Source organism: Streptomyces sp. NBC_01426 (assembly GCF_036231985.1).
Taxonomy (GTDB): domain Bacteria; phylum Actinomycetota; class Actinomycetes; order Streptomycetales; family Streptomycetaceae; genus Streptomyces.
On sequence record NZ_CP109500.1, the window covers coordinates 6,029,022 to 6,050,479 of the forward strand.

Here is a 21,458-nt window from a genome sequence, read left to right on the forward strand (position 1 = left end):
CCGGCCCGATCGTTCCGCCCTGAACGGGCGACCGTCGCGAAGTGCCCTTCAAGCCGCTTTGAGCAAGTGCCGGGTCGAGGGAGTACTTCCAGCATGAACCGCAAGACCATGGTGCTGACGGCCGCCGCAGGCCTGCTCGCCCCCGCGTTGTCCGCATGCGGCAGCGCGAGCGGCGGAGGAGCAGGGACCGGAGCGATCGTCGTCGGAACCACCGACCGGTTCGAGGCCGCCGACTACGCCCCCGCCCCCTTCGACCCCGCCTACGCCTACGACGCCGGCGCCTGGAACGTACTGCGCCAGACCGTCCAGACGCTGATGCACACCCCGCGCGGCGGCGGACAGCCCGTCCCCGAAGCGGCCTCCGACTGCCGCTTCACCGACATCGGCAACGAGAGCTACCGCTGCACCCTGCGCCCCGGACTGAAGTTCGCGAGCGGCGACCCGCTCACCGCACAGGACGTCAAGTTCTCCATCGACCGCGTCCTCGCGATCAAGGACGAGAACGGCCCCTCCTCCCTGCTCTCCACCCTCGACACCGTCGAGGCCAAGGGCGAGGACACCGTCGTCTTCCACCTCAAGACCGCCGACGCGACCTTCCCGTACAAGCTCTCCACCCCCGCCGCGGGCATCGTCAGCGCCAAGAACTACGACGCCAAGAAGCTCCGCACCGGCTTCGCCGTCGACGGCTCCGGCCCGTACACGATGAAGGCCGAGGTCAAGGACGACCACCTCGTCCGCGCCGTCTTCACCAAAAACCCGAACTACAAGGGCGACATCAAGCTCCAGAACGACAAGGTCGAACTGCGTACCTTCGCCGACTCCGAGAGCATGGGCAAGGCCCTCACCGACGGCGCCATCCACATGGTCTCCCGCACCCTGTCGCCCGCCCAGATCACCGAGCTCTCCGCCAAGCCCCCCAAGGGCGTCAAGCTCGTCCCGATGCCCGGCCTGGAGATCCGCTACCTCGGCTTCAACACCGAGGCCCCGGTCGTCAAGGACAAGGCCGTACGCCAGGCCCTCGCCGCCGCCGTCGACCGCAACCAGCTCATCTCCAAGGTCTACGGCAAGGCCGCGCAGCCCCTGTACTCCCTGGTCCCCACCACCGTCACCGGCCACGTCAACTCGTTCTTCAACAAGTACGGCGAGGCCAACACCGCCAAGGCCGCCGACATCCTGAAGGCCGCCGGCATCAAGACCCCGGTCAAGCTGACCCTGAACTACACCGCCGACCACTACGGCGACGGCACGGCCGCCGAGTTCGAGACCCTCAAGACCCAGCTCAACTCCACGCGACTGTTCGACATCACCGTCCAGGGCAACGAGTGGAACGACTTCCGGCCCGCGCAGAAGAAGGGCGACTACGCCGCCTACGGGCTCGGCTGGTTCCCCGACTACCCCGACGCCGACAACTTCCTCGCCCCGTTCCTGGAGCAGGACAACTTCCTGGGCACGCCGTACGCCAACGCCGCCGTACGCACCCGTCTCATCCCCGAGTCCCGACGGGCCGCCGACCGCAACGTCGCCGCCCCCGCGATCACGGAGATGCAGGAAATCGTCGCCGAGGACGTACCCGTCCTGCCCCTGTGGCAGGGCAAGCAGTACGTCGCCGCACGCGACGGCATCACCGGAGTGGAGTGGTCCGTCAACGCCATCTCCGATCTCCAGCTGTGGGAACTCGGCCGGGGCGTCAGCGGCTGAGCAAGGCAGGAACCGGCAGCGGGTGTCGCAGGCCGGCGCAACGAAACAGTTCGACTGTGAAGGACGTTCGCGTGATGAGACGTAACCAGTGGCTGGCAGCCCCGCTCGGCGCCGCCACCGCCGCCGCGCTGCTCAGCGGTTGCGGTGCGCAGGATGGCTCCGCCGCCGGAGACGGCAAGGGCGTGGTCATGGGCATATCCGACAAGGTCAAGGCCACCGACCCCGCCTCGGGCTACGACCCGGGCTCCTGGCTGCTCTTCAACAACGTCTTCCAGTCGCTGCTGACCTTCCCCAAGGGCGGCACGACCCCGGAACCCGACGCCGCGCAGAGCTGCGACTTCCAGGGCAACGACAGCAAGGTCTACAAGTGCGTCCTGCGCGCCGGCCTGAAGTTCAGCAACGGCAACAAGCTGACCTCCCAGGACGTCAAGTACTCCTTCGAGCGCACCCTGAAGATCAATGACGAGAACGGCCCCGCCGTCATGCTCTCGTCGATCGCCGGCATCGACGCCCCCGACGAGAAGACCGTCGTCTTCCGCCTGAAGACCTCCGACGCGACCTTCCCCAGCAAGATCGCCGCCGGCGCGGGATCCATCGTCGACCACACCGAGTACCCCGCCGACAAGCTCCGCACCGACGGCAAGGCCTTCGGCTCCGGCGTCTACAAGCTGGACTCCATCAACGAGAAGGCAGCCAACTTCTCCGTCAACGAGTCCTACAGCGGCAAGGCCAAGCCGAAGAACACCGGCGTCACCATGAAGTTCTTCAACGAGGACCAGGCCGCCCTCAAGAAGGTCCTCGAAAGCGGCGACGTCGACTTCGCCTTCCGCGGCCTCGCCGCCAAGGACATCGCGGGCCTCGCCGGCAACACCGGCAACCAGAAGGTCGAAGTCGTCCAGGGCACCGGCGCCGAAGTCGAGCACCTCGTCTTCAACATGAACGACCCCGTCGCCGGCAAGCTCCCCATCCGCAAGGCCATCGCCTACCTCGTCGACCGCGAAGCGCTCGTCAAGGAGGTCTACAACGGGACCGCCGTCCCGCTGTACTCGATCGTCCCGGCCGGCATCGGATCCCACACCACCCCGTTCTTCGACCGCTACGGCGGCAGCCCCCAGGTCGACAAGGCGAAGGCCGTCCTGCGCGCGGCCAACATCAAGGACAAGGTGAAGATCACCCTGTACTCGACGCCCTCCCGGTTCGGCCCCTCCACCGACCAGGAATTCCAGCTGATCGCCAAGCAGCTCAACGACAGCGGCCTGTTCGACGCCGACGTCAAGTCCGTCGAGTTCGAGCAGTACGACAAGGACATCCAGGCCGGCAAGTACGGCGTCTACGTCAAGGGCTGGGTGCCCGACTACCCGGACGCCGACAACTTCACGCAGCCCTTCTTCGGCCCGGACAACGTCCTGCACAACAACTACGACAACAAGGAGATCAGCGGGACCATCATCCCGTCGACCTCCGCGAAGTCCGACCGCACCGCGGCCACCACCGACTTCACCCGCCTCCAGGACATCGTCGCCGACGAGGTCCCGATCCTTCCGCTCTGGCAGAGCAAGCAGTACGCCGTCACCCGTCCCAACGTGACCGGCCTCCAGTGGTCCCTCGACGCCTCCACCGTCTTCCGCTTCTGGGAGATCGCCAAGGGCTAGAACCCACTCCGGGACACCCCGGACACACGACGGCCCCCCACCCTCACGGGCGGGGGGCCGTCGCGCGTCCCGGCGGAACCTACTGACCCGCCCCCGGACGCACCAGACCGCTCTCGTACGCGTACACCGCCGCCTGCACACGGTCACGCAGACCCAACTTCGTCAACACGTGCCCCACATGCGTCTTGACCGTCGTCTCGCTCACGAACAGGTCCGCCGCGATCTCCGCGTTCGACAGACCCCGGGCCACCAGCTTCAGCACCTCGACCTCACGCTCCGTCAACGTCCCCAACGTGTCCGGCACGTTGTCCTCGCCCGACGGCAGATGCCCCGCGTACTTGTCCAGCAACCGCCGCGTGATGCTCGGCGCCAACATCGCCTCACCCGCCGCGACCACCCGGATCGCCTGCACCAGCTCGACCGCCGGCGCGTCCTTCAACAGGAACCCGCTCGCCCCCGCCCGCAACGCCTCCACCACGTACTCGTCCAGATCGAACGTGGTCAACACCAGCACCTTCGCCGGCCCGTCCCGCCCCGGACCCGTGATCTGACGCGTCGCCTCCACCCCGTCCATCCGCGGCATCCGGATGTCCATCAACACCACATCGGGCTGCAAGGCCCGCACCTGGTCCAGCGCCTGCAGACCGTCCCCGGCCTCACCGACCACCGCCAGGTCCTGCTCCGCCTCCAGGATCATCCGGAAACCGGTACGCAGCAGCGGTTGGTCATCGACCAGCAGTACGCGGATCGCCACGGGGTCTACCTCGAATTCGTACGACGGCTTCGACGGACGCCGCCCATTCTGCCCTGATCCACCGATCAGGATCCCTCCGGGCGTACCGCCTCGACCTCGACCTCGACCCGGACCTCGGCCCTCGGACCGATCACCAACGGATAGACCGGGGGAGTACCCCCGAACTCCGGACACACCGCCTGATGATCACACCAGCCGCACAGCTTCGTCGGCCGCGGCCGCCAGTCACCCGTCTCCGTCGCCTCCCTGATCGCCTCCCACAGCGCCAGCAGCTTGCGCTCCACCCGCTCCAGATCCGCGATCACCGGGTCGTACGTCACCACGTCCCCGCTGCCCAGGTACACCAACTGCAACCGGCGCGGCACCACCCCCTTCAGCCGCCACACCACCAACGCGTAGAACTTCATCTGGAACAACGCACCCTCGGCATACTGCGGCCGCGGCGCCTTGCCCGTCTTGTAGTCCACGATCCGGACCTCACCCGACGGCGCCACGTCCACCCGGTCGATGATCCCCCGCAACCGCAGCCCCGACTCCAGCTCCGTCTCCACGAAGAACTCCCGCTCCACCGGCTCCAGCCGCGTCGGGTCCTCCAACGTGAACCAGCGCTCCACCAGCGCCTCGGCCTCCGTCAACCAGCCGGCCAACCCCGCCCCGTCGTCCCCCTCCGGAAACAGCTCCGTCAGCTCCGGCCTCGCCTCCAGCAACCGATCCCACTGCCCCGGAATCAACGCCTTCGCCCGCGGCGCCGTCCGCTCCGCCGCCGGATGATCGAAGAGCCGCTCCAACACCGCGTGCACCAACGTGCCCCGCGTCGCCGCCGCACTCGGCTTCTCCGGCAACTTGTCGATCACCCGAAACCGGTACAGCAACGGGCACTGCATGAAATCGCTCGCCCGCGAAGGCGACAGCGAAGCGGGCCGCACCGCACCACCACCCACAGAGGGCGTCACACCGGCAGCGGCCGCGTCCGGACCGGGGTCAGGGCTCGTCGTCATGCGTGAAACCCTACGACCCGCCGCCGACAGCACACGCATACCATCGACGCCGAGCCCCCTCGCACTGCATGATCGGAGCATCACACCGCGCCACCACACCGCGACGAACCCCCACGAACCGCCGGCGCCCCCCACCACGCCGGACAGCACCGAACGAAGGACAGCCGTGGCAGACACCGACGAAACCGGCGAGCGCGGAGCCAAGCGCTCCGACCCGGGCGGCGGACTCCTCATGGGCCGCCCCTTCGGCGTACCCGTCTACGTCTCGCCCAGCTGGTTCCTCGTCGCCGCCCTCATCACCTGGGTCTTCGGCGACCAGCTGGACCAAGTACTCCCCGACCTCGGACCCGTCCGGTACCTCGTCTCCCTCTTCTTCGCCGTCGCCTTCTACGCCTCCGTCCTGGTCCACGAACTCGCGCACACCGTCGCCGCACTCCGCTTCAAACTCCCCGTGCGCCGCATCCAGCTCCAGTTCTTCGGCGGAGTCTCCGAGATCGAGAAGGAATCCGAGACCCCCGGCCGCGAATTCGTCCTCGCCTTCGTCGGCCCCCTCCTCTCCCTCCTCCTCGCCGGCGCCTTCTACCTCGGCATGAACGCCGTCGACCCCGCCACCGTCCCCGGCGTCCTCCTCGGCGGCCTGATGATCTCCAACCTGCTCGTCGCCGCCTTCAACCTCCTCCCCGGCCTCCCCCTCGACGGCGGCCGCATGCTCCGCGCCCTCATCTGGGGCATCACCGGCAAACCCATGACCGGCACCGTCGCCGCCGCCTGGGTCGGACGCGGCCTCGCCGTCGCCGTCCTCATCGGGCTGCCCCTGATCACCCACACCGGCGTCATCGGCAACCGCCCCCAGGAAATCGGCGGCATGAACACCGTCATGGACGCCCTCCTCGCCGCGATCCTCGCCGCCATCATCTGGACCGGCGCCGGCAACAGCCTGCGCATGGCCCGCCTGCGCGAACACCTCCCCGACCTCCAGGCCCGCACCCTCACCCGGCGCGCCATCCCCGTCGAGAACACCACCCCCCTCTCCGAGGCCCTGCGCCGCGCCAACGAAGCCGGAGCCCGCGCCCTCGTCGTCGTCGACGGCCACGGCGACCCCATCGCCCTCGTCCGCGAGAGCGCCATCGCCTCCGTCCCCGAACACCGCCGCCCCTGGGTCGCCGTCAGCACCCTCGCCCAGGACCTCACCGACGGCATGAAGGTTTCCGCGAACCTCATCGGCGAAGAACTCCTCGACCACCTCCGCACCACCCCCGCCACCGAGTACCTCGTCGTCGAAACCGGCGGCGCGATCTACGGCGTACTCTCCGCCCTGGACGTCGAGAAGGCCTTCGTGAAGGCCATGGCGCGGCCCCAGTCCTAGAGCCAATACACTGGTCACATGTCCGAACCGACCGGTGCCGCCCGCCGACGCGGGCCCTTCGAGGTCGGGGACCAGGTTCAGCTCACCGACCCCAAGGGCCGCCACTACACGTTCACGCTCGAAGCCGGGAAGAATTTCCACACCCACAAGGGTTCCTTCCCGCACGACGAGCTGATCGGTGCTCCCGAGGGCAGTGTTGTCCGTACCACGGGCAACGTCGCGTACCTCGCGCTGCGTCCCCTGCTCCCCGACTATGTCCTGTCCATGCCCCGCGGTGCCGCCGTGGTCTACCCCAAGGACGCCGGCCAGATCCTGGCCTTCGCCGACATCTTCCCCGGCGCCCGCGTCGTCGAGGCAGGCGTCGGATCCGGCTCCCTGAGCAGCTTCCTGCTGCGCGCCATCGGCGACCAGGGCATGCTCCACAGCTACGAGCGCCGCGCGGACTTCGCCGAGATCGCCACCGCCAACGTCGAGCGCTACTTCGGCGGCCCGCACCCCGCGTGGCAGCTGACCGTGGGCGACCTCCAGGACAACCTGTCCGACACCGATGTCGACCGCGTGATCCTCGACATGCTCGCCCCCTGGGAATGCCTGGAGGCCGTCTCCAAGGCCCTCGTCCCCGGCGGCATCCTGTGCTGCTACGTCGCCACCACCACCCAGCTCTCGCGCACCGTCGAGTCCATCCGCGAGTTCGGCTGCTACGCCGAACCGCAGCCCTGGGAATCGATGATCCGCAACTGGCACGTCGAGGGCCTGGCCGTCCGCCCGGACCACCGGATGATCGGCCACACCGGCTTCCTCGTCACCGCCCGCCGCCTCGCGGACGGAGTCGAACCGCCCATGCGCCGCCGCCGCCCCTCCAAGGGCGCCTACGGCGAGGACTACGACGGTCCCGGCAGCCAGTCACGCGGCGGCGCCGCCGACCGCGACTGACCCCGGCTCACCGCCGACCCAACAGCAAGGCGCCGTGGCGCAGTTCCCGAACCGACTCGGGAACTGCGCCACGGCGCCTTTTCGTTGTACCGGACATCGTGCGACCCGTCCGGACCCAGCCGTTCCACCCCGGTGTGAGGTGTGGCACGATGCTGGCTCCCCGTCACCCGTCGTCCGTCACCCAGGAGACACCCCGCGTGCTGCACAGCCCCACCGAGCCGGCCCCCACGCTGGAACTCCCGGCGCACCACCGCGCCGGGCCCCTCCACTGGATCGCCACGGCCTCGGCCATGGCCGCCGTCATCGCCGGAGCGGGCCTCCTGCAACCGGACCCCGCCACCGGAGCCCCCGCGGCGCCGTCCGCCGCCGGGAACCCCGGGACCCGAAGCGCCCCCCGGGAGCCCGCCCCCGACGCGCACGCCCTCACGTACCCACTGGACTGCAGGGGCGTCCCCCAGGCCGTGACGGCCACCGCCGAAGGTGATCTCGACGGGGACGGACACCCCGAGACCGTGGCCGCCGTACGCTGCGACGCCGGCTCGGGCACCCCGCCCCACGCGATCTACGTCCTCACCCGGGGCGCCGCGACCGGTTCCGCCCCCCGCGTCGTCGCCACCCTGCTCGACCCCGCGCGCCGACAGAACGCCACCGACCTCACCGTGAGCGACGGCCAGGTCACCGCGCTGCTCCTCGGCTACTCCTCACGCGAGGTACCGCGCTCCAGCCCCGATGTGAAGCAGCTCTCCAAGTGGCGCTGGGTGGGCGGAAAATTCCGCCAGGAGCTGACGGACTCGACCGCCAGAAGTGTTTGAACCGTCACTCGGCGTCGGGACCGTAGACCTCGACCCTGTCCGAAACGCGCCTTACGTGGATGCAGTCACCCGGACATTCCTTCGCGGAGTCGACCACGTCCCGCAGCAGCGTCAGAGGAACCGGAGTGGTCGCCCCCACGTCCTGCAGAAGCTCGTCCTCGGGGCTCTTCACGTACGCCAGACCATCGATGTCCAGCTCGAACACCTCCGGGGCGTACTGCACGCAGATGCCGTCCCCGGTGCAGAGGTCCTGGTCGATCCAGACCTCAAGCGACGCATCCGTCTCGCCGGCGCCGCCCGCGGGAGCCTCCTGCTGCACGGTCATATCTCCTGCCGTTCCCTGCACTGAGTGATCCATCCCGGTCGCATCTCGCAGCAAGTCGCGCGAGCCCTGACGGGTGTTGAACACTTCGACCTTACAACCGGCTGCTTTCCGATGCTGCTGGGTGGGTATTTCCTAGGCGTGAGGGAGTACGCAAGGGTGAAGATCGGACACACCCCTACCGTCTTTGTGATCTAGGGGTTTCAATCACCACCAGCCCAGGTAGGGTCAGGAAGCGTCCAGCTCCCCTTGGAGGAGGTGAGGACCGTGGCAGCCCACGACGACGACAACAACCGCGGCATCCGGCCCGGGCGAGGGTCTGATGACCCCGCCGGCCAGGTTGCCTATCTCGAGCAGGAAATCGCCGTCCTGCGACGAAAGCTCGCCGACTCTCCGCGGCACGCGAGGATTCTCGAAGAGCGGATCGTCGAGCTCCAGACGAATCTGGCAGGCGTATCCACGCAGAACGAACGACTGGCGAATACCCTCCGTGAGGCCCGCGACCAGATTGTGGCCCTCAAAGAAGAAGTCGACCGGCTCGCCCAGCCGCCGGCCGGATTCGGTGTCTTCCTTCAGTCGAACGAGGACGGCACCGTCGACATCTTCACCGGAGGCCGAAAGCTTCGCGTGAACGTGAGCCCCAGCGTCGAACCGGAAGACCTCCGGCGCGGCCAGGAGGTCATGCTCAACGAAGCGCTCAACGTGGTCGAGGCCATGGAGTTCGAACGGGCCGGGGACATCGTCACCCTCAAGGAGATCCTCGAGGACGGCGAGCGCGCCCTGGTGGTCGGGCACACCGACGAGGAAAGGGTGGTGAGGCTCGCCGAGCCGCTCCTGGACATCACCATCCGCCCCGGCGACGCCCTCCTGCTCGAACCCCGCTCCGGCTACGTCTACGAAGTGGTGCCGAAGAGCGAGGTCGAGGAACTCGTCCTCGAAGAGGTCCCGGACATCGACTACGACAAGATCGGCGGCCTGGGCGACCAGATCGAGCTGATCCGCGACGCCGTCGAGCTCCCGTACCTCCACCCCGACCTCTTCAAGGAACACGAACTGCGGCCCCCCAAGGGCATCCTGCTCTACGGCCCTCCCGGCTGCGGCAAGACGCTCATCGCCAAGGCCGTCGCCAACTCCCTTGCCAAGAAGGTCGCCGAGGTCACCGGCCAGCCCGCCGGGAAGTCCTACTTCCTGAACATCAAGGGCCCCGAACTCCTCAACAAGTACGTCGGCGAGACCGAGCGGCACATCCGCCTCGTCTTCCAACGTGCCCGGGAGAAGGCGAGCGAGGGCACCCCCGTCATCGTCTTCTTCGACGAGATGGAATCCCTCTTCCGCACCCGCGGATCCGGTGTCAGCTCGGACGTGGAGAACACCATCGTCCCCCAGCTGCTCGCCGAGATCGACGGCGTGGAAGGCCTGGAGAACGTCATCGTCATCGGCGCCTCCAACCGCGAGGACATGATCGACCCGGCCATCCTGCGCCCCGGCCGTCTCGACGTGAAGATCAAGATCGAGCGTCCCGACGCCGAGGCCGCCAAGGACATCTTCGCGAAGTACCTCAAGGCCACCCTGCCCCTGCACACGGACGACCTGTCCGAACACCAGGACTCCAGGGCCGGCACCGTCCACAGCATGATCCAGACCGTCGTCGAGCAGATGTACGCCGAAACCGAGGAGAACCGCTTCCTCGAGGTCACGTACGCCAACGGCGACAAGGAAGTCCTCTACTTCAAGGACTTCAACTCGGGCGCGATGATCCAGAACATCGTGGACCGTGCGAAGAAGATGGCCATCAAGGCCTTCCTCGAGCACAAGCAGAAGGGCCTCCGGGTCTCCCACCTCCTCCAGGCCTGCGTGGACGAGTTCAAGGAGAACGAGGACCTCCCGAACACCACCAACCCCGACGACTGGGCCCGCATCTCCGGAAAGAAGGGCGAGCGGATCGTATTCATCCGCACGCTCGTCACCGGAAAGCAAGGCGCGGACACAGGACGTTCCATCGACACGGTGGCAAACACCGGTCAGTACCTCTGACGAAGCGGGGCGGCTGCGGATGCCCGGCCAAGGGCACCCGCAGCCGACTGCTTTATGCCGACTGCTTTTCAGCCGGTGACAAGGCAAATTCAATGACTGAAATGATCTCCCCACCAGCGCGCAGTGGTTCTAGGCTCTTCCGTACCGCCGGTCGCGCAGTGCGGGGACGGGCACCGCACCAGACGCACCGGAGCACCAGCGGTACTTGAGCGCCGCTCCCGAACGGGAGCGCCGCCGGGCAAGGAGGGCCGCATGACCGTACGGCGAGTAATGGGGATCGAGACGGAGTACGGGATCTCCGTCCCGGGGCACCCGAACGCCAATGCCATGCTCACCTCGTCCCAGATCGTCAACGCCTACGCGGCGGCGATGCACCGGGCGCGCCGCGCCCGCTGGGACTTCGAGGAGGAGAATCCGCTGCGGGACGCCCGCGGCTTCGACCTCGCCCGCGAGGCCGCCGACAACAGCCAGCTGACCGACGAGGACATCGGCCTCGCCAACGTCATCCTCACCAACGGCGCCCGGCTCTACGTCGACCACGCGCACCCCGAGTACAGCTCCCCGGAGATCACCAATCCGCTCGACGCCGTGCTCTGGGACAAGGCCGGCGAACGGATCATGGCCGAGGCCGCCGAACGGGCCGCACAGCTCCCCGGAGCCCAGCCGATCCACCTCTACAAGAACAACACCGACAACAAGGGCGCCTCCTACGGCACGCACGAGAACTACCTGATGAAGCGGGAGACCCCCTTCTCGGACATCGTGCGCCACCTCACCCCCTTCTTCGTCTCCCGGCAGGTCGTCACGGGCGCGGGACGCGTCGGCATCGGGCAGGACGGGCGCGAGCACGGCTTCCAGATCAGCCAGCGCGCGGACTACTTCGAGGTCGAGGTCGGCCTGGAGACCACCCTCAAGCGGCCCATCATCAACACCCGCGACGAACCCCACTCCGACGCCGAGAAGTACCGCCGGCTCCACGTGATCATCGGCGACGCGAACCTGTCGGAGATCTCCACCTACCTCAAGCTCGGCACCACCGCCCTGGTGCTGTCGATGATCGAGGACGGCTTCATCAACGTGGACCTGGCCGTGGACCAGCCGGTGCGCACCCTCCACCAGGTCTCCCACGACCCCGACCTCGGCCACCTGATCACGCTGCGCAGCGGGCGGACGCTGACCGCCGTGCAACTCCAGATGGAGTACTTCGAGCTGGCCAGGAAGTACGTGGACGAGCGGTTCGGGTCCGACGCGGACGAGCAGACCAAGGACGTCCTCGCTCGGTGGGAGGACGTACTGGGCCGGCTGGAGACGGACCCGATGAGCCTGTCCGGCGAGCTGGACTGGATCGCGAAGCGGGAGATCCTGGAGGGCTACCGCCGACGGGACAGCCTCGAATGGGACGCGGCCCGCCTGCACCTGGTCGACCTCCAGTACGCGGACGTACGGCCGGAGAAGGGCCTGTACAACCGTCTGGTGGCCCGCGGCAAGATGAAGCGCCTGGTGGACGAGACGGCCGTGGAACGGGCCGAGGGCAAGCCTCCGGAGGACACCAGGGCCTACTTCCGGGGCCGGTGTCTGGAGCAGTACGCCGACGACGTGGCCGCGGCCTCCTGGGACTCGGTGATCTTCGACCTGCCGGGCCAAGACTCGCTCCAGCGGGTCCCCACCCTGGAGCCGCTGCGCGGCACCAGGGCCCATGTGAAGGAGCTCCTGGACCGCTGCCGGACGGCGGAGGAACTGGTACGGGTGCTCTCGGGCCGCTGAGGCCATTCCGGTACCGGGAAGGGGCCTGAAAAGGCCCCGCCGAGGGAATCATGAAGTCACCCGGACGTTGTGAAAGTACCGGGACGAATGTCGGGGCCTCCTTGTAGGGTCCGACGTAGGGTCTGATCTTGAGAGATCCCGAATCCGGGGTCTCTCGACGTGAGCGTGCGAACCGAGCGGGGTGAGGTAGACATGGCGACCAAGGACACCGGCGGCGGACAGCAGAAGGCGACGCGCTCGACCGAGGAGGTCGAGGAGGCGGCGGTCGAGGAATCGACCGACCTCAAGGAGCGCCAGGAAAAGCTCTCCGACGACGTCGACTCGGTACTTGACGAGATTGACGATGTCCTCGAGGAGAACGCCGAGGATTTCGTTCGGAGTTTCGTACAAAAGGGCGGCGAATAGCCTTCGAATCCAAGGCGAACTCGCCAATATCTGGGACATGTCCCAAGGGGTCGGGTGGTGTCGTGGCTGTGGCCGCGACGTACCGCTGAGTGGATTCGCTTCGGATGGCGATCGTGGAGACGGCCTTCAGCCGAGTTGTCGAAAGTGTGTGGCCGCGCACGGGGCCACACACTGCCGGCGCCGCCAGGCCGCCATGGGCAAGGTCGTCAAGACAAGGCATGTCGTGCCGTCCCGGGCCGTGCGGGCCACCTGAAGCGTTCGTACGGAATCACCGAGGCGCAGCGCGACGAGATGATCGCCGCTCAAGACGGGGTCTGCGTGATCTGCTCCGGCCGAGCACGTGGATCACGATCATCAGACGGGTAGGGTCCGAGGCGTGCTGTGCTTCAGCTGCAACGCAGCCTTGGGGCAGTTCAAGGATCGGCCGGACGTCACAAGGCGTGCAGCCGCTTACGTGGAAGGAAACCTGTGGAACCCAACACTCGTAGCACAGGGCGTCTACCGGCAGCCTTCCTGACGCCGGGGTCCTCGTCCTTCATGGACTTCCTCGGGGCGCACCAGCCCGAGATGCTGCCGGGGAACCGCAAGCTCCCCGACGGTGTCGTCGAGGCGCCGCACGGGACGACGATCGTCGCGACGACGTTCCCGGGCGGTGTGGTGCTCGCCGGTGACCGGCGGGCGACCATGGGGAACATGATCGCCCAGCGGGACATCGAGAAGGTGTTCCCGGCCGACGAGTACTCCGCGGTGGGCATCGCGGGTACGGCCGGCCTCGCCGTCGAGATGGTGAAGCTGTTCCAGCTGGAGCTGGAGCACTTCGAGAAGGTGGAGGGGACGACCCTCTCGCTGGAGGGCAAGGCGAACCGCCTGTCCACCATGATTCGCGGCAACCTCGGCATGGCGATGCAGGGGCTGGCCGTCGTGCCGCTCTTCGCGGGCTACGACGAGGCCAAGGAGAAGGGTCGGATCTTCTCCTACGACGTGACGGGCGGTCGCTCCGAGGAGCACGGGTTCGCCGCCACCGGATCCGGTTCGATCTTCGCTCGCGGGTCGATGAAGAAGCTGTACCGCCCCGACCTGACGGAGGAGCAGGCCACCACGCTGGTCGTGCAGGCGCTGTACGACGCGGCCGACGACGACTCGGCGACGGGTGGTCCGGACCTCTACCGCCACATCTATCCCATTGTCACCGTCATCACCGACGAGGGCTTCCGCCGGCTGACCGACGACGAGTCGCAGGCGCTGGCCCGTTCGGTGACCGACCGTCGGCTGGAGCAGCCCGACGGTCCGCGCGCCGCCCTGCTCTGACCATCCGTCGTCTCGTAGGAGCCCAGAAGAAAGGGACGGTCAGCCGGTGTCGACTCCGTTCTATGTTTCACCTCAGCAGGCCATGGCCGACCGGGCGGAATACGCCCGGAAGGGCATCGCCCGCGGTCGCAGCCTGGTCGTGCTGCAATACGCCGACGGCATCGTGTTCGTGGGGGAGAACCCGTCCCGCGCGCTGCACAAGTTCAGTGAGATCTACGACCGGATCGGCTTCGCGGCCGCCGGCAAGTACAACGAGTACGAGAACCTGCGGATCGGTGGCGTGCGCTACGCGGATCTGCGCGGATACACCTATGACCGCGACGACGTGACGGCCCGTGGGCTCGCCAACGTCTACGCGCAGACGCTGGGCACCATCTTCTCCAGTGCGGGCGAGAAGCCGTACGAGGTGGAGCTGGTCGTGGCCGAGGTCGGTCCGACGGCCGCGGGTGACCAGATCTATCGGCTGCCGCACGACGGTTCGATCGTGGACGAGCACGGCTCGGTCGCGGTCGGCGGCAACGCCGAGCAGATCAGCACGTTCCTGGATCAGCGCCACCGGGACGGGATGACGCTGTCCGAGGCGTTGAAGCTGGCGGTGCAGGCGCTGTCGAGTCAGGCGAACGGCGCCGACAAGGCGATTCCGGCGGAGCGGCTGGAGGTCGCGGTGCTGGACCGTACGCGGGCGCAGCAGCGGAAGTTCAAGCGGATTCGTGGTCGGCAGTTGGCGCGGTTGTTGGAGGCTGACGTGCCGGCGGCGGCGCAGGCGGATGCCGTGTCGAACGACGAGGTGCCGGAGGACGACGCCGAGTAGGTCGTGTGTGTGGAGGGGCCCCGGTCTGCCGTTCGCGGTGGGTCGGGGCCCTTCCGCGTTCAGGCGGGGGCGGGGCCGGTGGAGTCGCGGACGACGAGTTCGACGGGGATGTCGGGGGCGGACCAGGGGGTGCCGTCGAGGACGGCGAGGAGGGCGCTCATGCCCTGCTCGCCGACGCGTTCGGCGGGCAGGCGGACGGTGGTGAGTTCGGGTTCGACGGCGGTGGCCAGGGCCAGGTCGTCGAAGCCGGTGACGGAGAGGTCGTCGGGGACGCGCAGGCCGAGGCGGCGGGCGGCCTTGCAGGCGCCGGCGGCGAGGATGTCGTCGTCGCAGATGACGGCGGTGGGTCGGGGCCCGGGGGCCTCCAGGAGGGCTTCCATGGCGGTGCGGGCGCCGTGGACGGTGAGGGGGGCCCGGATGGTGCGCAGTTCGGTGGAGGGGCCCAGGAGGGCCGGCAGGGCCTTGGCGCGGATGTCGAAGGTCCAGGAGTCGACGGCGGAGGCGAGGTGGAGGAAGCGGCGGTGGCCGTGGTCGAGGAGGTGGGTGACGGCTTGGCGCATGCCGTCGGCCATGGCGAGGTTGACGTGGGCGGCGGCGGTGCCGGAGGCGGGGTCGCTGTCGAGCATGACGAGGGGGAGGCCTTCGCGGCCGAGGGCGTCGAGGGCGTCGGCGGCCATGGAGGAGGCGATGACTCCGTCGAGGGCGGCGCGGGCGGAGGCGAAGGGGTCGCGGGCGGGTCCGGTGCCGTCGGGGGAGGGGTAGAGGACGACGCCGAAGCCGTGTGCGGCGGCGACGCGGGCGGCGCCGGTGTAGACGCGGGCGAAGAACTCGTTGGTGAGGGCGGGGACGACGAGGAGGGCGGTGCGGGTGGAGCCGAGGCGGAGGTTGCGGGCGGCGAGGTTGGGGCGGTAGCCGAGGGCGGCGGCGCTCTCGCGGACGAGGTCGGCGGTGCGTTCGGAGACGCGGCCGCGCCATTTGTCGCCGAGGACGAGGGAGACGGTGGCCTGGGAGACCCCGGCGGCGGCGGCGACGTCCCGGCTGGTGGGTCTCGTCACAGGGGGCTCCCGACGTCGCAGGTCATGGGGGTGGGGGGTGGTTCGGCGGGTGGACCCGCGGACTGGGGACATGGTACGTATGACGCGTCAAGTTATACGTATTACCCCGGCTGGTTCCGGGCAGGAGGGGGCGGACATGGCCGCGGGTTACGCGGAGCTGCTCAAGACCAGGCATGCCGCGAGGCTGTTGGTGGGCACGCTCATAGGGCGGTTGCCCAATGGCACCGCAGCCATCGCGATCGTGTTGTTCACCCGGGCGGAGGGGGGCAGCTACAGCCTGGCGGGTGCGCTGGCGGCGGCGTACGGGGTGGCCAACGCGGTGGGGCAGCCCCTGCTGGGGCGGGCCGTGGACCTGTACGGACAGCCGCGGGTGCAGTTGCCGGCCGCGGTGGTCTCCGCGCTGGGCATGGCCTGGCTGGCGCTCGCCGGGACCGGGTCCGCGGTGGTGGCGTACACGGCCGTGGTCGTGGCGGGGTTGTTCACGCCTCCCCTGGAGGGTGGGCTGCGCGCGTTGTGGCCGGGGGTGCTCGGCGGCAAGGAGGAGCGGGTCCACGTGGCGTACGCCATGGACGCGGTGGCGCAGGAGGTCATGTTCACGGTCGGTCCCCTGCTGGTGACGCTCTTCGTCGCGTTGTGGGATCCGGCGGTGGCGCTGCTGGTGATCAACGGCATCGGCGTGTTGGGCGCGCTGTCGGTGGTGGTCTCGGAGCCGTCCCGTGCGTGGCGTTCCGCTCCGCGCGAGGCGCACTGGCTGGGGGCGCTGCGCTCGCGGGGGTTGCTGGCGCTGTTGGGGGCGTTCTTCTTCGTGGGTACGGCGCTGGGTTCGATCACGGTGGCCGGTGTGGCGTACGCCGACGGGCACGGTGGTCAGGCGGTGTACGGCTGGTTGATGGCGGCCCTGGGTCTGGGCGCGCTGGTGGGCGGTGTGGTCTACGGGGCCCGGCAGTGGGCCGGGGCGGCGGAGCGGCGGCTGCGGATGCTGGTGGCGTTGCTGGCGGTCTGCTATCCGCCGTTGATGCTGACGCCGGGGCCGGTGGGCATGACGGCGTTGGCGGCGTTGGCGGGGGTGTTCCTGGCGCCCGCGATCGCGTGCGCGTTCATCGTCGTGGACCGGCACGCTCCGCGGGGCACGGTGACGGAGGCGTTCTCCTGGCTGGTGACGTTCTTCGGGGTGGGTGCGGCGATCGGTACGGCGGTGGCCGGGCCCGCGGTGGAACTGGGTGACACGAGGGCCGGTTTCGCGGTGGCGAGCGTGGCCGGCGCGGCGGCGTTGGTGGTCCTGATGGCCACTCAGCGGGTGCTGGCCGCACCGGTGCGCGGCGGGGTCGTGGCGGGCGTCGGCGGGGCTGCCGCAGAGGGGTCGGAGGAGGGCTCCGCGGACCCTCTGATCAGAAACTGATCGGAACGGCGCCGGCGAACCCGGTTTCAGAAGAGGGCAGAAGGCGTAATGTTCAGTCATGGACCGCCGCATTTTCGGGCTGGAGAACGAGTACGGCGTCACGTGCACGTTCAGGGGACAGCGCCGACTGTCTCCTGACGAAGTGGCGCGCTACCTCTTCCGCCGTGTTGTGTCATGGGGCCGCAGCAGCAATGTCTTCCTGCGGAACGGCGCCCGCCTCTACCTCGACGTGGGTTCGCATCCGGAATATGCAACTCCCGAATGCGACAACCTGATCGAACTGGTCACCCACGACAAGGCCGGCGAGCGCATTCTCGAAGGCCTGCTCGTCGACGCCGAACGCCGCCTGCACGAGGAGGGAATCGCGGGCGACGTCTACCTCTTCAAGAACAACACCGACTCGGCGGGCAATTCTTACGGCTGCCACGAGAACTATCTCGTGGCGCGGCACGGAGAATTCTCCCGTCTGGCGGACATCCTCATTCCCTTCCTCGTCACGCGCCAGCTGATCTGTGGCGCGGGCAAGGTGTTGCAGACCCCGCGGGGCGCGGTCTACTGCGTCAGTCAGCGGGCCGAGCACATCTGGGAGGGTGTCAGCTCCGCCACGACGCGTTCGCGGCCGATCATCAACACCAGGGACGAGCCGCACGCAGACGCCGAGCGGTACCGGCGGCTGCACGTGATCGTCGGTGACTCGAACATGTCCGAGACCACCATGCTGCTCAAGGTCGGGGCCACCGATCTGGTGCTGCGCATGATCGAGGCGGGCACCGTGATGCGGGACCTGACCCTGGAGAACCCGATCCGGGCGATCCGCGAGGTCAGTCACGACATCACGGGGCAGCGCAAGGTGCGCCTGGCGAGCGGTCGCGAGGCCTCCGCCCTGGAGATCCAGCGCGAGTACTACGACAAGGCCGTGGACTTCGCGGAGCGCCGGGGCATCCGCACGGGTGTCGTCGACCAGGTCCTGGAGCTGTGGGGTCGCACGCTCGACGCGATCGACGCGGAGGACCTGGACCGGATCGGGACCGAGATCGACTGGGTCATGAAGTACCAGCTGATCGAGCGGTACCGGGCCAAGCACAACATGACCATGTCGAACCCGCGGGTCGCCCAGATAGACCTCGCGTACCACGACATCCACCGTCGGCGCGGTCTGTACTACCTGCTGGAGCGCAAGGGGCAGGCGGCGCGGATCTGCAACGACCTCAAGATCTTCGAGGGCAAGTCGGTGCCCCCGCAGACGACCAGGGCGCGGCTGCGCGGCGACTTCATCCGCCGGGCGCAGGAGCAGAGGCGGGACTTCACCGTCGACTGGGTGCACCTGAAGCTGAACGACCAGGCGCAGCGGACGGTGCTGTGCAAGGACCCGTTCCGGTCGGTGGACGACCGGGTGGAGAAGTTGATCGCCGGGATGTGATGTCCGGCGGTGGAGGGCCCCGTGCGCCGTGGCGTGTGGGGCCCTTCGCGCACGGCGCCGCCTTGTCGGTGAGGGGGTTGGCCGTAGAGTGGGCCGCTACGACGGACCATTCCAGCGACCCTGAGGACCACTGTGCGACGCCGACTTGCTGCCGCGCTCATCGTGCCGGCTCTGATGCTCACCGCGGCCTGTGGAGGGGGCGACGACAAGGACAAGAAGGATTCCGCGTCCCCGTCGGCCGATGCCTCGCAGCCCGCGGTACCGAAGGCCGTCGCGTCCGCGGACCCGATGCCCACCGTCGCGGGTGAGGCCGGGAAGAAGGCGGAGATCACCGTTCCCAAGGGCGACCCGAGCGGCAAGTTCGTGGTGAGCACCGTCAAGGAGGGGTCGGGCGCGGAGATCAAGAAGGGCGATCTCGTCGTCACGAAGTACACGGGCAAGGTCTGGAAGGGCGGCAAGGACCTGAACGGGTCCTACGACGAGGGCGGCGCGCCGATCGTCGTCACCGCGGGTTCCCCGGAGATCCTGCCGTTGTTCAGCGAGTCCGTGGTGGGCAAGAAGGTCGGCAGCCGTGTGCTGGTCGTCGCGCCTCCGGCGGCCGCGTTCGGTGACAAGGGTCAGCCGCAGCTGGGCGTCGGTCCGACCGACAACCTGGTCTTCGTGATGGACATCGACTCGACCCTGCCGAAGAAGGCCGAGGGCACGCAGGCGCCGATCCCGTCGGACCTGCCCCAGGTCAAGGCGGACAAGGACGAGGCCGCCACGATCACGATCCCGAAGAACGACCCTCCGAAGGAGCTGGTCGACAAGGTCCTGATCGAGGGCAAGGGTCCCGAGGTCAAGAACGGCCAGACCGTCTACATGCAGTACAGCGGTGCCGCGTGGGCGCCGAACCAGGGCAAGGACGCCGCGAAGCTGTTCGACACCTCGTGGAAGACCGGTTCGCCGTTCTCCACGGCGATCGGCAAGGGGCAGGTCATCGAGGGCTGGGACAAGGGGCTGGTCGGCAAGAAGGTCGGCAGCCGTGTCCTGCTGGTGATTCCGCCGGAGATGGCCTACAAGGACCAGGCCAAGGGTGAGGACCTGCCGGCCAACTCCACGCTCGCCTTCGTCGTGGACATCGTCGGAGCAGTGTAAGACTGGTTCGTTCCTTCCCGGCCCGGTCGGGAGGGGCCCCGGTTCGAAGACATGAGGAGCAGTTCCGTGAGTGACCAGCTTGAGAAGCCCGAGATCGACTTCCCCGAGGGCGACGCCCCCGCCGACCTCGTGATCGAGGACATCTGGGTGGGCGACGGCGCCGAGGCCAAGGTGGGTGCGTTCATCAAGGTCCACTACGTGGGCGTGGCGTTCTCCACCGGCGAGGAGTTCGACGCCTCCTGGAACCGCGGTTCCGCGCTGGCGTTCCAGCTCGGTGTCGGCCAGGTCATCAAGGGCTGGGACCAGGGCGTGCAGGGCATGAAGGTCGGTGGCCGCCGCAAGATCACCATTCCGGCGCACCTCGCGTACGGGGACAGCGGCGCGGGTGGCGGCCTGATCGCCCCGGGCGAGACGCTGATCTTCGTCTGTGACCTGATGGACGCCTGATCCCTCGGTCGTGACGGTTGGAGGGCCCCCGCCGGACGGCGGGGGCCCTCGCTTTTTGCGGGGGACCGCCGGGGCGGTACGGTCAACGGTCACGAGGCCGTACGCGTACGCGTACGTCGGGGGTGTACGTCGAGAAGGGCGGAAGGGCGTCGATGGCGATTGCCAAGGCCGAGCGGCTGATGAATCTGGCGCTGTGTCTGCTGGGGACCCGACGGCCCCTCAGCAAGCGCGAGCTGCGCGGTTCGATCGAGGCCTACATGGAAGCCGGCAACGACGAATCCTTCAACCGGATGTTCGAACGGGACAAGGACGACCTGCGGGAACTCGGCCTGGTCATCGAGACGGTGGAGAACCTGGACGGTGACACGGGCTACCTGGCCCGTCGGGACAGCAACCGGCTGCCGCCCGTCTCCCTGGACGCCGAGGAGGCCGCCGCCCTCGGGTTGGCGGCGAAGGTCTGGCAGCAGGCCCGTCTGGCGGGCGCGGCCAGCGGCGCCCTGCAGAAGCTGCGCGCGGGCGGGATGCCCGAGGCGGGCGATCCGTACGAGGGTCAGCACAGCGCGATCGAGCCGCGGATCCCGGTGCACGAGGCGGCGTTCGAGCCGCTGATGTTGGCGTGCCGGGACCGGCGGCCGGTGGTCTTCGACTACCGCAAGTCCACCGCGGCGAGGCCCGAGACCCGCCAGGTCGAGCCGTGGGCGTTGGAGTGCTGGCGGGGTCACTGGTACCTGGCCGGCTTCGACCGGGACCGCGGCGCGGAGCGGGTGTTCCGGCTCTCCCGGATCACCGGCAAGGTCCGCTCCCGGGCGGCGAAGTACACCGCGGAGGTGCCGGACGTGGTGACCGTGCGGGAGACCGTCGCGAGCTGGGCCGGCGAGAGCGCCGACCGGTCCGCGTCGATCCGGCTGCGCACCGGGGCCGGGTATCCGCTGCGGGCCAAGGCCACCGAGGTGCGCGAGGGCGTGACCGAGGGCTGGGACGAGCTGGAGATCCCGTACGGGCACGGGCTGGACGCCTGGCTGGTCGAGTTCGGCCCGGACGTCGTGGTGGTGGGACCCGCGGACCTGCGGGCCGACGTGGTGGACCGGCTGCGCGCCGTCGCCAAGGGCTGAACCGCAACATTCGCCAGAACCGCCCTGAGGG

The 21,458-nt window shown here is 68.6% G+C and carries 20 protein-coding genes; 16 read left to right on the forward strand and 4 right to left on the reverse strand.

Annotated features, from left to right (window positions below; all coding sequences use genetic code 11):
• The first annotated feature begins 93 nt into the window (after positions 1 to 93).
• Both OG906_RS26800 and OG906_RS26805 read left to right on the forward strand, forming a co-directional pair.
• Positions 94 to 1,698: an ABC transporter substrate-binding protein gene (locus OG906_RS26800; protein ID WP_329446417.1), complete on the forward strand. Its 1,605-nt coding sequence runs from the start codon at positions 94 to 96 to the stop codon at positions 1,696 to 1,698.
• Positions 1,699 to 1,772: 74 nt separating this feature from the next.
• On the forward strand, positions 1,773 to 3,350 hold the full coding sequence (locus OG906_RS26805; RefSeq protein ID WP_329448147.1) for an ABC transporter substrate-binding protein: 1,578 nt from the start codon (positions 1,773 to 1,775) through the stop codon (positions 3,348 to 3,350).
• Positions 3,351 to 3,429: 79 nt separating this feature from the next.
• Here OG906_RS26805 and OG906_RS26810 read toward each other — a convergent pair whose 3' ends face one another.
• A complete protein-coding gene (locus OG906_RS26810) occupies positions 3,430 to 4,104 on the reverse strand; it encodes a response regulator (protein WP_267799925.1) in 675 nt (224 codons plus the stop codon).
• Positions 4,105 to 4,169: 65 nt separating this feature from the next.
• A complete protein-coding gene (locus OG906_RS26815) occupies positions 4,170 to 5,102 on the reverse strand; it encodes a RecB family exonuclease (protein WP_402305852.1) in 933 nt (310 codons plus the stop codon).
• Between the two features lie 166 nt (positions 5,103 to 5,268).
• Between OG906_RS26815 and OG906_RS26820 the strand changes: the two genes are divergently transcribed.
• From OG906_RS26820 to OG906_RS26830, 3 genes are all read left to right on the forward strand, one after another.
• On the forward strand, positions 5,269 to 6,468 hold the full coding sequence (locus tag OG906_RS26820) for a site-2 protease family protein (RefSeq protein ID WP_392893968.1): 1,200 nt from the start codon (positions 5,269 to 5,271) through the stop codon (positions 6,466 to 6,468).
• A gap of 18 nt (positions 6,469 to 6,486) precedes the next feature.
• Positions 6,487 to 7,401: a tRNA (adenine-N1)-methyltransferase gene (locus OG906_RS26825; RefSeq protein ID WP_053678760.1), complete on the forward strand. Its 915-nt coding sequence runs from the start codon at positions 6,487 to 6,489 to the stop codon at positions 7,399 to 7,401.
• Between the two features lie 149 nt (positions 7,402 to 7,550).
• A complete protein-coding gene (locus OG906_RS26830) occupies positions 7,551 to 8,213 on the forward strand; it encodes a hypothetical protein (RefSeq protein ID WP_385646531.1) in 663 nt (220 codons plus the stop codon).
• A gap of 4 nt (positions 8,214 to 8,217) precedes the next feature.
• On the opposite strand, the gene OG906_RS26835 is transcribed toward OG906_RS26830, so the two are convergent.
• A complete protein-coding gene (locus OG906_RS26835; protein WP_053678756.1) occupies positions 8,218 to 8,538 on the reverse strand; it encodes a ferredoxin in 321 nt (106 codons plus the stop codon).
• 264 nt (positions 8,539 to 8,802) lie between these two features.
• Here OG906_RS26835 and arc point away from each other — a divergent pair, with 264 nt between their 5' ends.
• The 6 genes from arc (at position 8,803) to prcA (ending at position 14,857) form a co-directional block, all read left to right on the forward strand.
• Positions 8,803 to 10,569 (forward strand): proteasome ATPase, encoded by a 1,767-nt coding sequence (arc, locus tag OG906_RS26840; protein ID WP_329446425.1) that lies wholly within the window; start codon positions 8,803 to 8,805, stop codon positions 10,567 to 10,569.
• 252 nt (positions 10,570 to 10,821) lie between these two features.
• A complete protein-coding gene (gene dop / locus OG906_RS26845; RefSeq protein ID WP_329446427.1) occupies positions 10,822 to 12,333 on the forward strand; it encodes a depupylase/deamidase Dop in 1,512 nt (503 codons plus the stop codon).
• Positions 12,334 to 12,525: 192 nt separating this feature from the next.
• Positions 12,526 to 12,738: a ubiquitin-like protein Pup gene (locus OG906_RS26850; protein ID WP_030233608.1), complete on the forward strand. Its 213-nt coding sequence runs from the start codon at positions 12,526 to 12,528 to the stop codon at positions 12,736 to 12,738.
• Between the two features lie 376 nt (positions 12,739 to 13,114).
• Positions 13,115 to 13,255, forward strand: a complete 141-nt coding sequence (locus OG906_RS26855) for an endonuclease domain-containing protein (RefSeq protein ID WP_329446428.1) — start codon at positions 13,115 to 13,117, stop codon at positions 13,253 to 13,255.
• A complete protein-coding gene (gene prcB, locus OG906_RS26860; protein ID WP_329446430.1) occupies positions 13,207 to 14,046 on the forward strand; it encodes a proteasome subunit beta in 840 nt (279 codons plus the stop codon). Before OG906_RS26855 ends, prcB begins: the two co-directional genes overlap by 49 nt.
• 46 nt (positions 14,047 to 14,092) lie before the next feature.
• Complete coding sequence (gene prcA / locus OG906_RS26865) at positions 14,093 to 14,857, forward strand: proteasome subunit alpha (RefSeq protein WP_078998917.1); 765 nt, start codon at positions 14,093 to 14,095, stop codon at positions 14,855 to 14,857.
• A 59-nt stretch (positions 14,858 to 14,916) separates the two neighbouring features.
• Here prcA and OG906_RS26870 read toward each other — a convergent pair whose 3' ends face one another.
• A complete protein-coding gene (locus tag OG906_RS26870) occupies positions 14,917 to 15,912 on the reverse strand; it encodes a LacI family DNA-binding transcriptional regulator (RefSeq protein ID WP_329446432.1) in 996 nt (331 codons plus the stop codon).
• A 136-nt stretch (positions 15,913 to 16,048) separates the two neighbouring features.
• On the opposite strand from OG906_RS26870, the gene OG906_RS26875 reads away from it, so the two are divergent.
• From OG906_RS26875 to OG906_RS26895, 5 genes are all read left to right on the forward strand, one after another.
• Positions 16,049 to 17,311 carry an MFS transporter gene (locus OG906_RS26875; protein WP_402305858.1) on the forward strand — a complete coding sequence of 421 codons (1,263 nt, stop codon included), beginning with the start codon at positions 16,049 to 16,051 and terminating at the stop codon, positions 17,309 to 17,311.
• Positions 17,312 to 17,369: 58 nt separating this feature from the next.
• Complete coding sequence (gene pafA, locus OG906_RS26880) at positions 17,370 to 18,731, forward strand: Pup--protein ligase (protein ID WP_053678744.1); 1,362 nt, start codon at positions 17,370 to 17,372, stop codon at positions 18,729 to 18,731.
• Positions 18,732 to 18,863: 132 nt separating this feature from the next.
• Positions 18,864 to 19,868: an FKBP-type peptidyl-prolyl cis-trans isomerase gene (locus OG906_RS26885; RefSeq protein WP_267799936.1), complete on the forward strand. Its 1,005-nt coding sequence runs from the start codon at positions 18,864 to 18,866 to the stop codon at positions 19,866 to 19,868.
• Between the two features lie 51 nt (positions 19,869 to 19,919).
• The gene (locus OG906_RS26890) at positions 19,920 to 20,315 is read left to right on the forward strand and encodes an FKBP-type peptidyl-prolyl cis-trans isomerase (RefSeq protein WP_267799937.1); all 396 of its coding nucleotides are present in this window, start codon (positions 19,920 to 19,922) and stop codon (positions 20,313 to 20,315) included.
• A gap of 152 nt (positions 20,316 to 20,467) precedes the next feature.
• Positions 20,468 to 21,427 (forward strand): helix-turn-helix transcriptional regulator, encoded by a 960-nt coding sequence (locus OG906_RS26895; RefSeq protein WP_329446436.1) that lies wholly within the window; start codon positions 20,468 to 20,470, stop codon positions 21,425 to 21,427.
• The last annotated feature ends 31 nt before the right edge of the window (positions 21,428 to 21,458 follow it).

Excerpts from the sequence above, each read along its gene's own strand:
- OG906_RS26890 (WP_267799937.1), top strand. The coding sequence starts at position 19,920 with ATGAGGAGCAGTTCCGTGAGTGACCAGCTTGAGAAGCCCGAGATCGAC.
- OG906_RS26835 (WP_053678756.1), bottom strand. The coding sequence starts at position 8,538 with ATGACCGTGCAGCAGGAGGCTCCCGCGGGCGGCGCCGGCGAGACGGAT.
- OG906_RS26825 (WP_053678760.1), top strand. The coding sequence starts at position 6,487 with ATGTCCGAACCGACCGGTGCCGCCCGCCGACGCGGGCCCTTCGAGGTC.
- OG906_RS26830 (WP_385646531.1), top strand. The coding sequence starts at position 7,551 with ATGCTGGCTCCCCGTCACCCGTCGTCCGTCACCCAGGAGACACCCCGC.
- OG906_RS26895 (WP_329446436.1), top strand. The coding sequence starts at position 20,468 with ATGGCGATTGCCAAGGCCGAGCGGCTGATGAATCTGGCGCTGTGTCTG.
- OG906_RS26875 (WP_402305858.1), top strand. The coding sequence starts at position 16,049 with ATGGCCGCGGGTTACGCGGAGCTGCTCAAGACCAGGCATGCCGCGAGG.
- OG906_RS26850 (WP_030233608.1), top strand. The coding sequence starts at position 12,526 with ATGGCGACCAAGGACACCGGCGGCGGACAGCAGAAGGCGACGCGCTCG.
- dop (WP_329446427.1), top strand. The coding sequence starts at position 10,822 with ATGACCGTACGGCGAGTAATGGGGATCGAGACGGAGTACGGGATCTCC.
- OG906_RS26800 (WP_329446417.1), top strand. The coding sequence starts at position 94 with ATGAACCGCAAGACCATGGTGCTGACGGCCGCCGCAGGCCTGCTCGCC.
- OG906_RS26815 (WP_402305852.1), bottom strand. The coding sequence starts at position 5,102 with ATGACGACGAGCCCTGACCCCGGTCCGGACGCGGCCGCTGCCGGTGTG.
- pafA (WP_053678744.1), top strand. The coding sequence starts at position 17,370 with ATGGACCGCCGCATTTTCGGGCTGGAGAACGAGTACGGCGTCACGTGC.
- OG906_RS26805 (WP_329448147.1), top strand. The coding sequence starts at position 1,773 with ATGAGACGTAACCAGTGGCTGGCAGCCCCGCTCGGCGCCGCCACCGCC.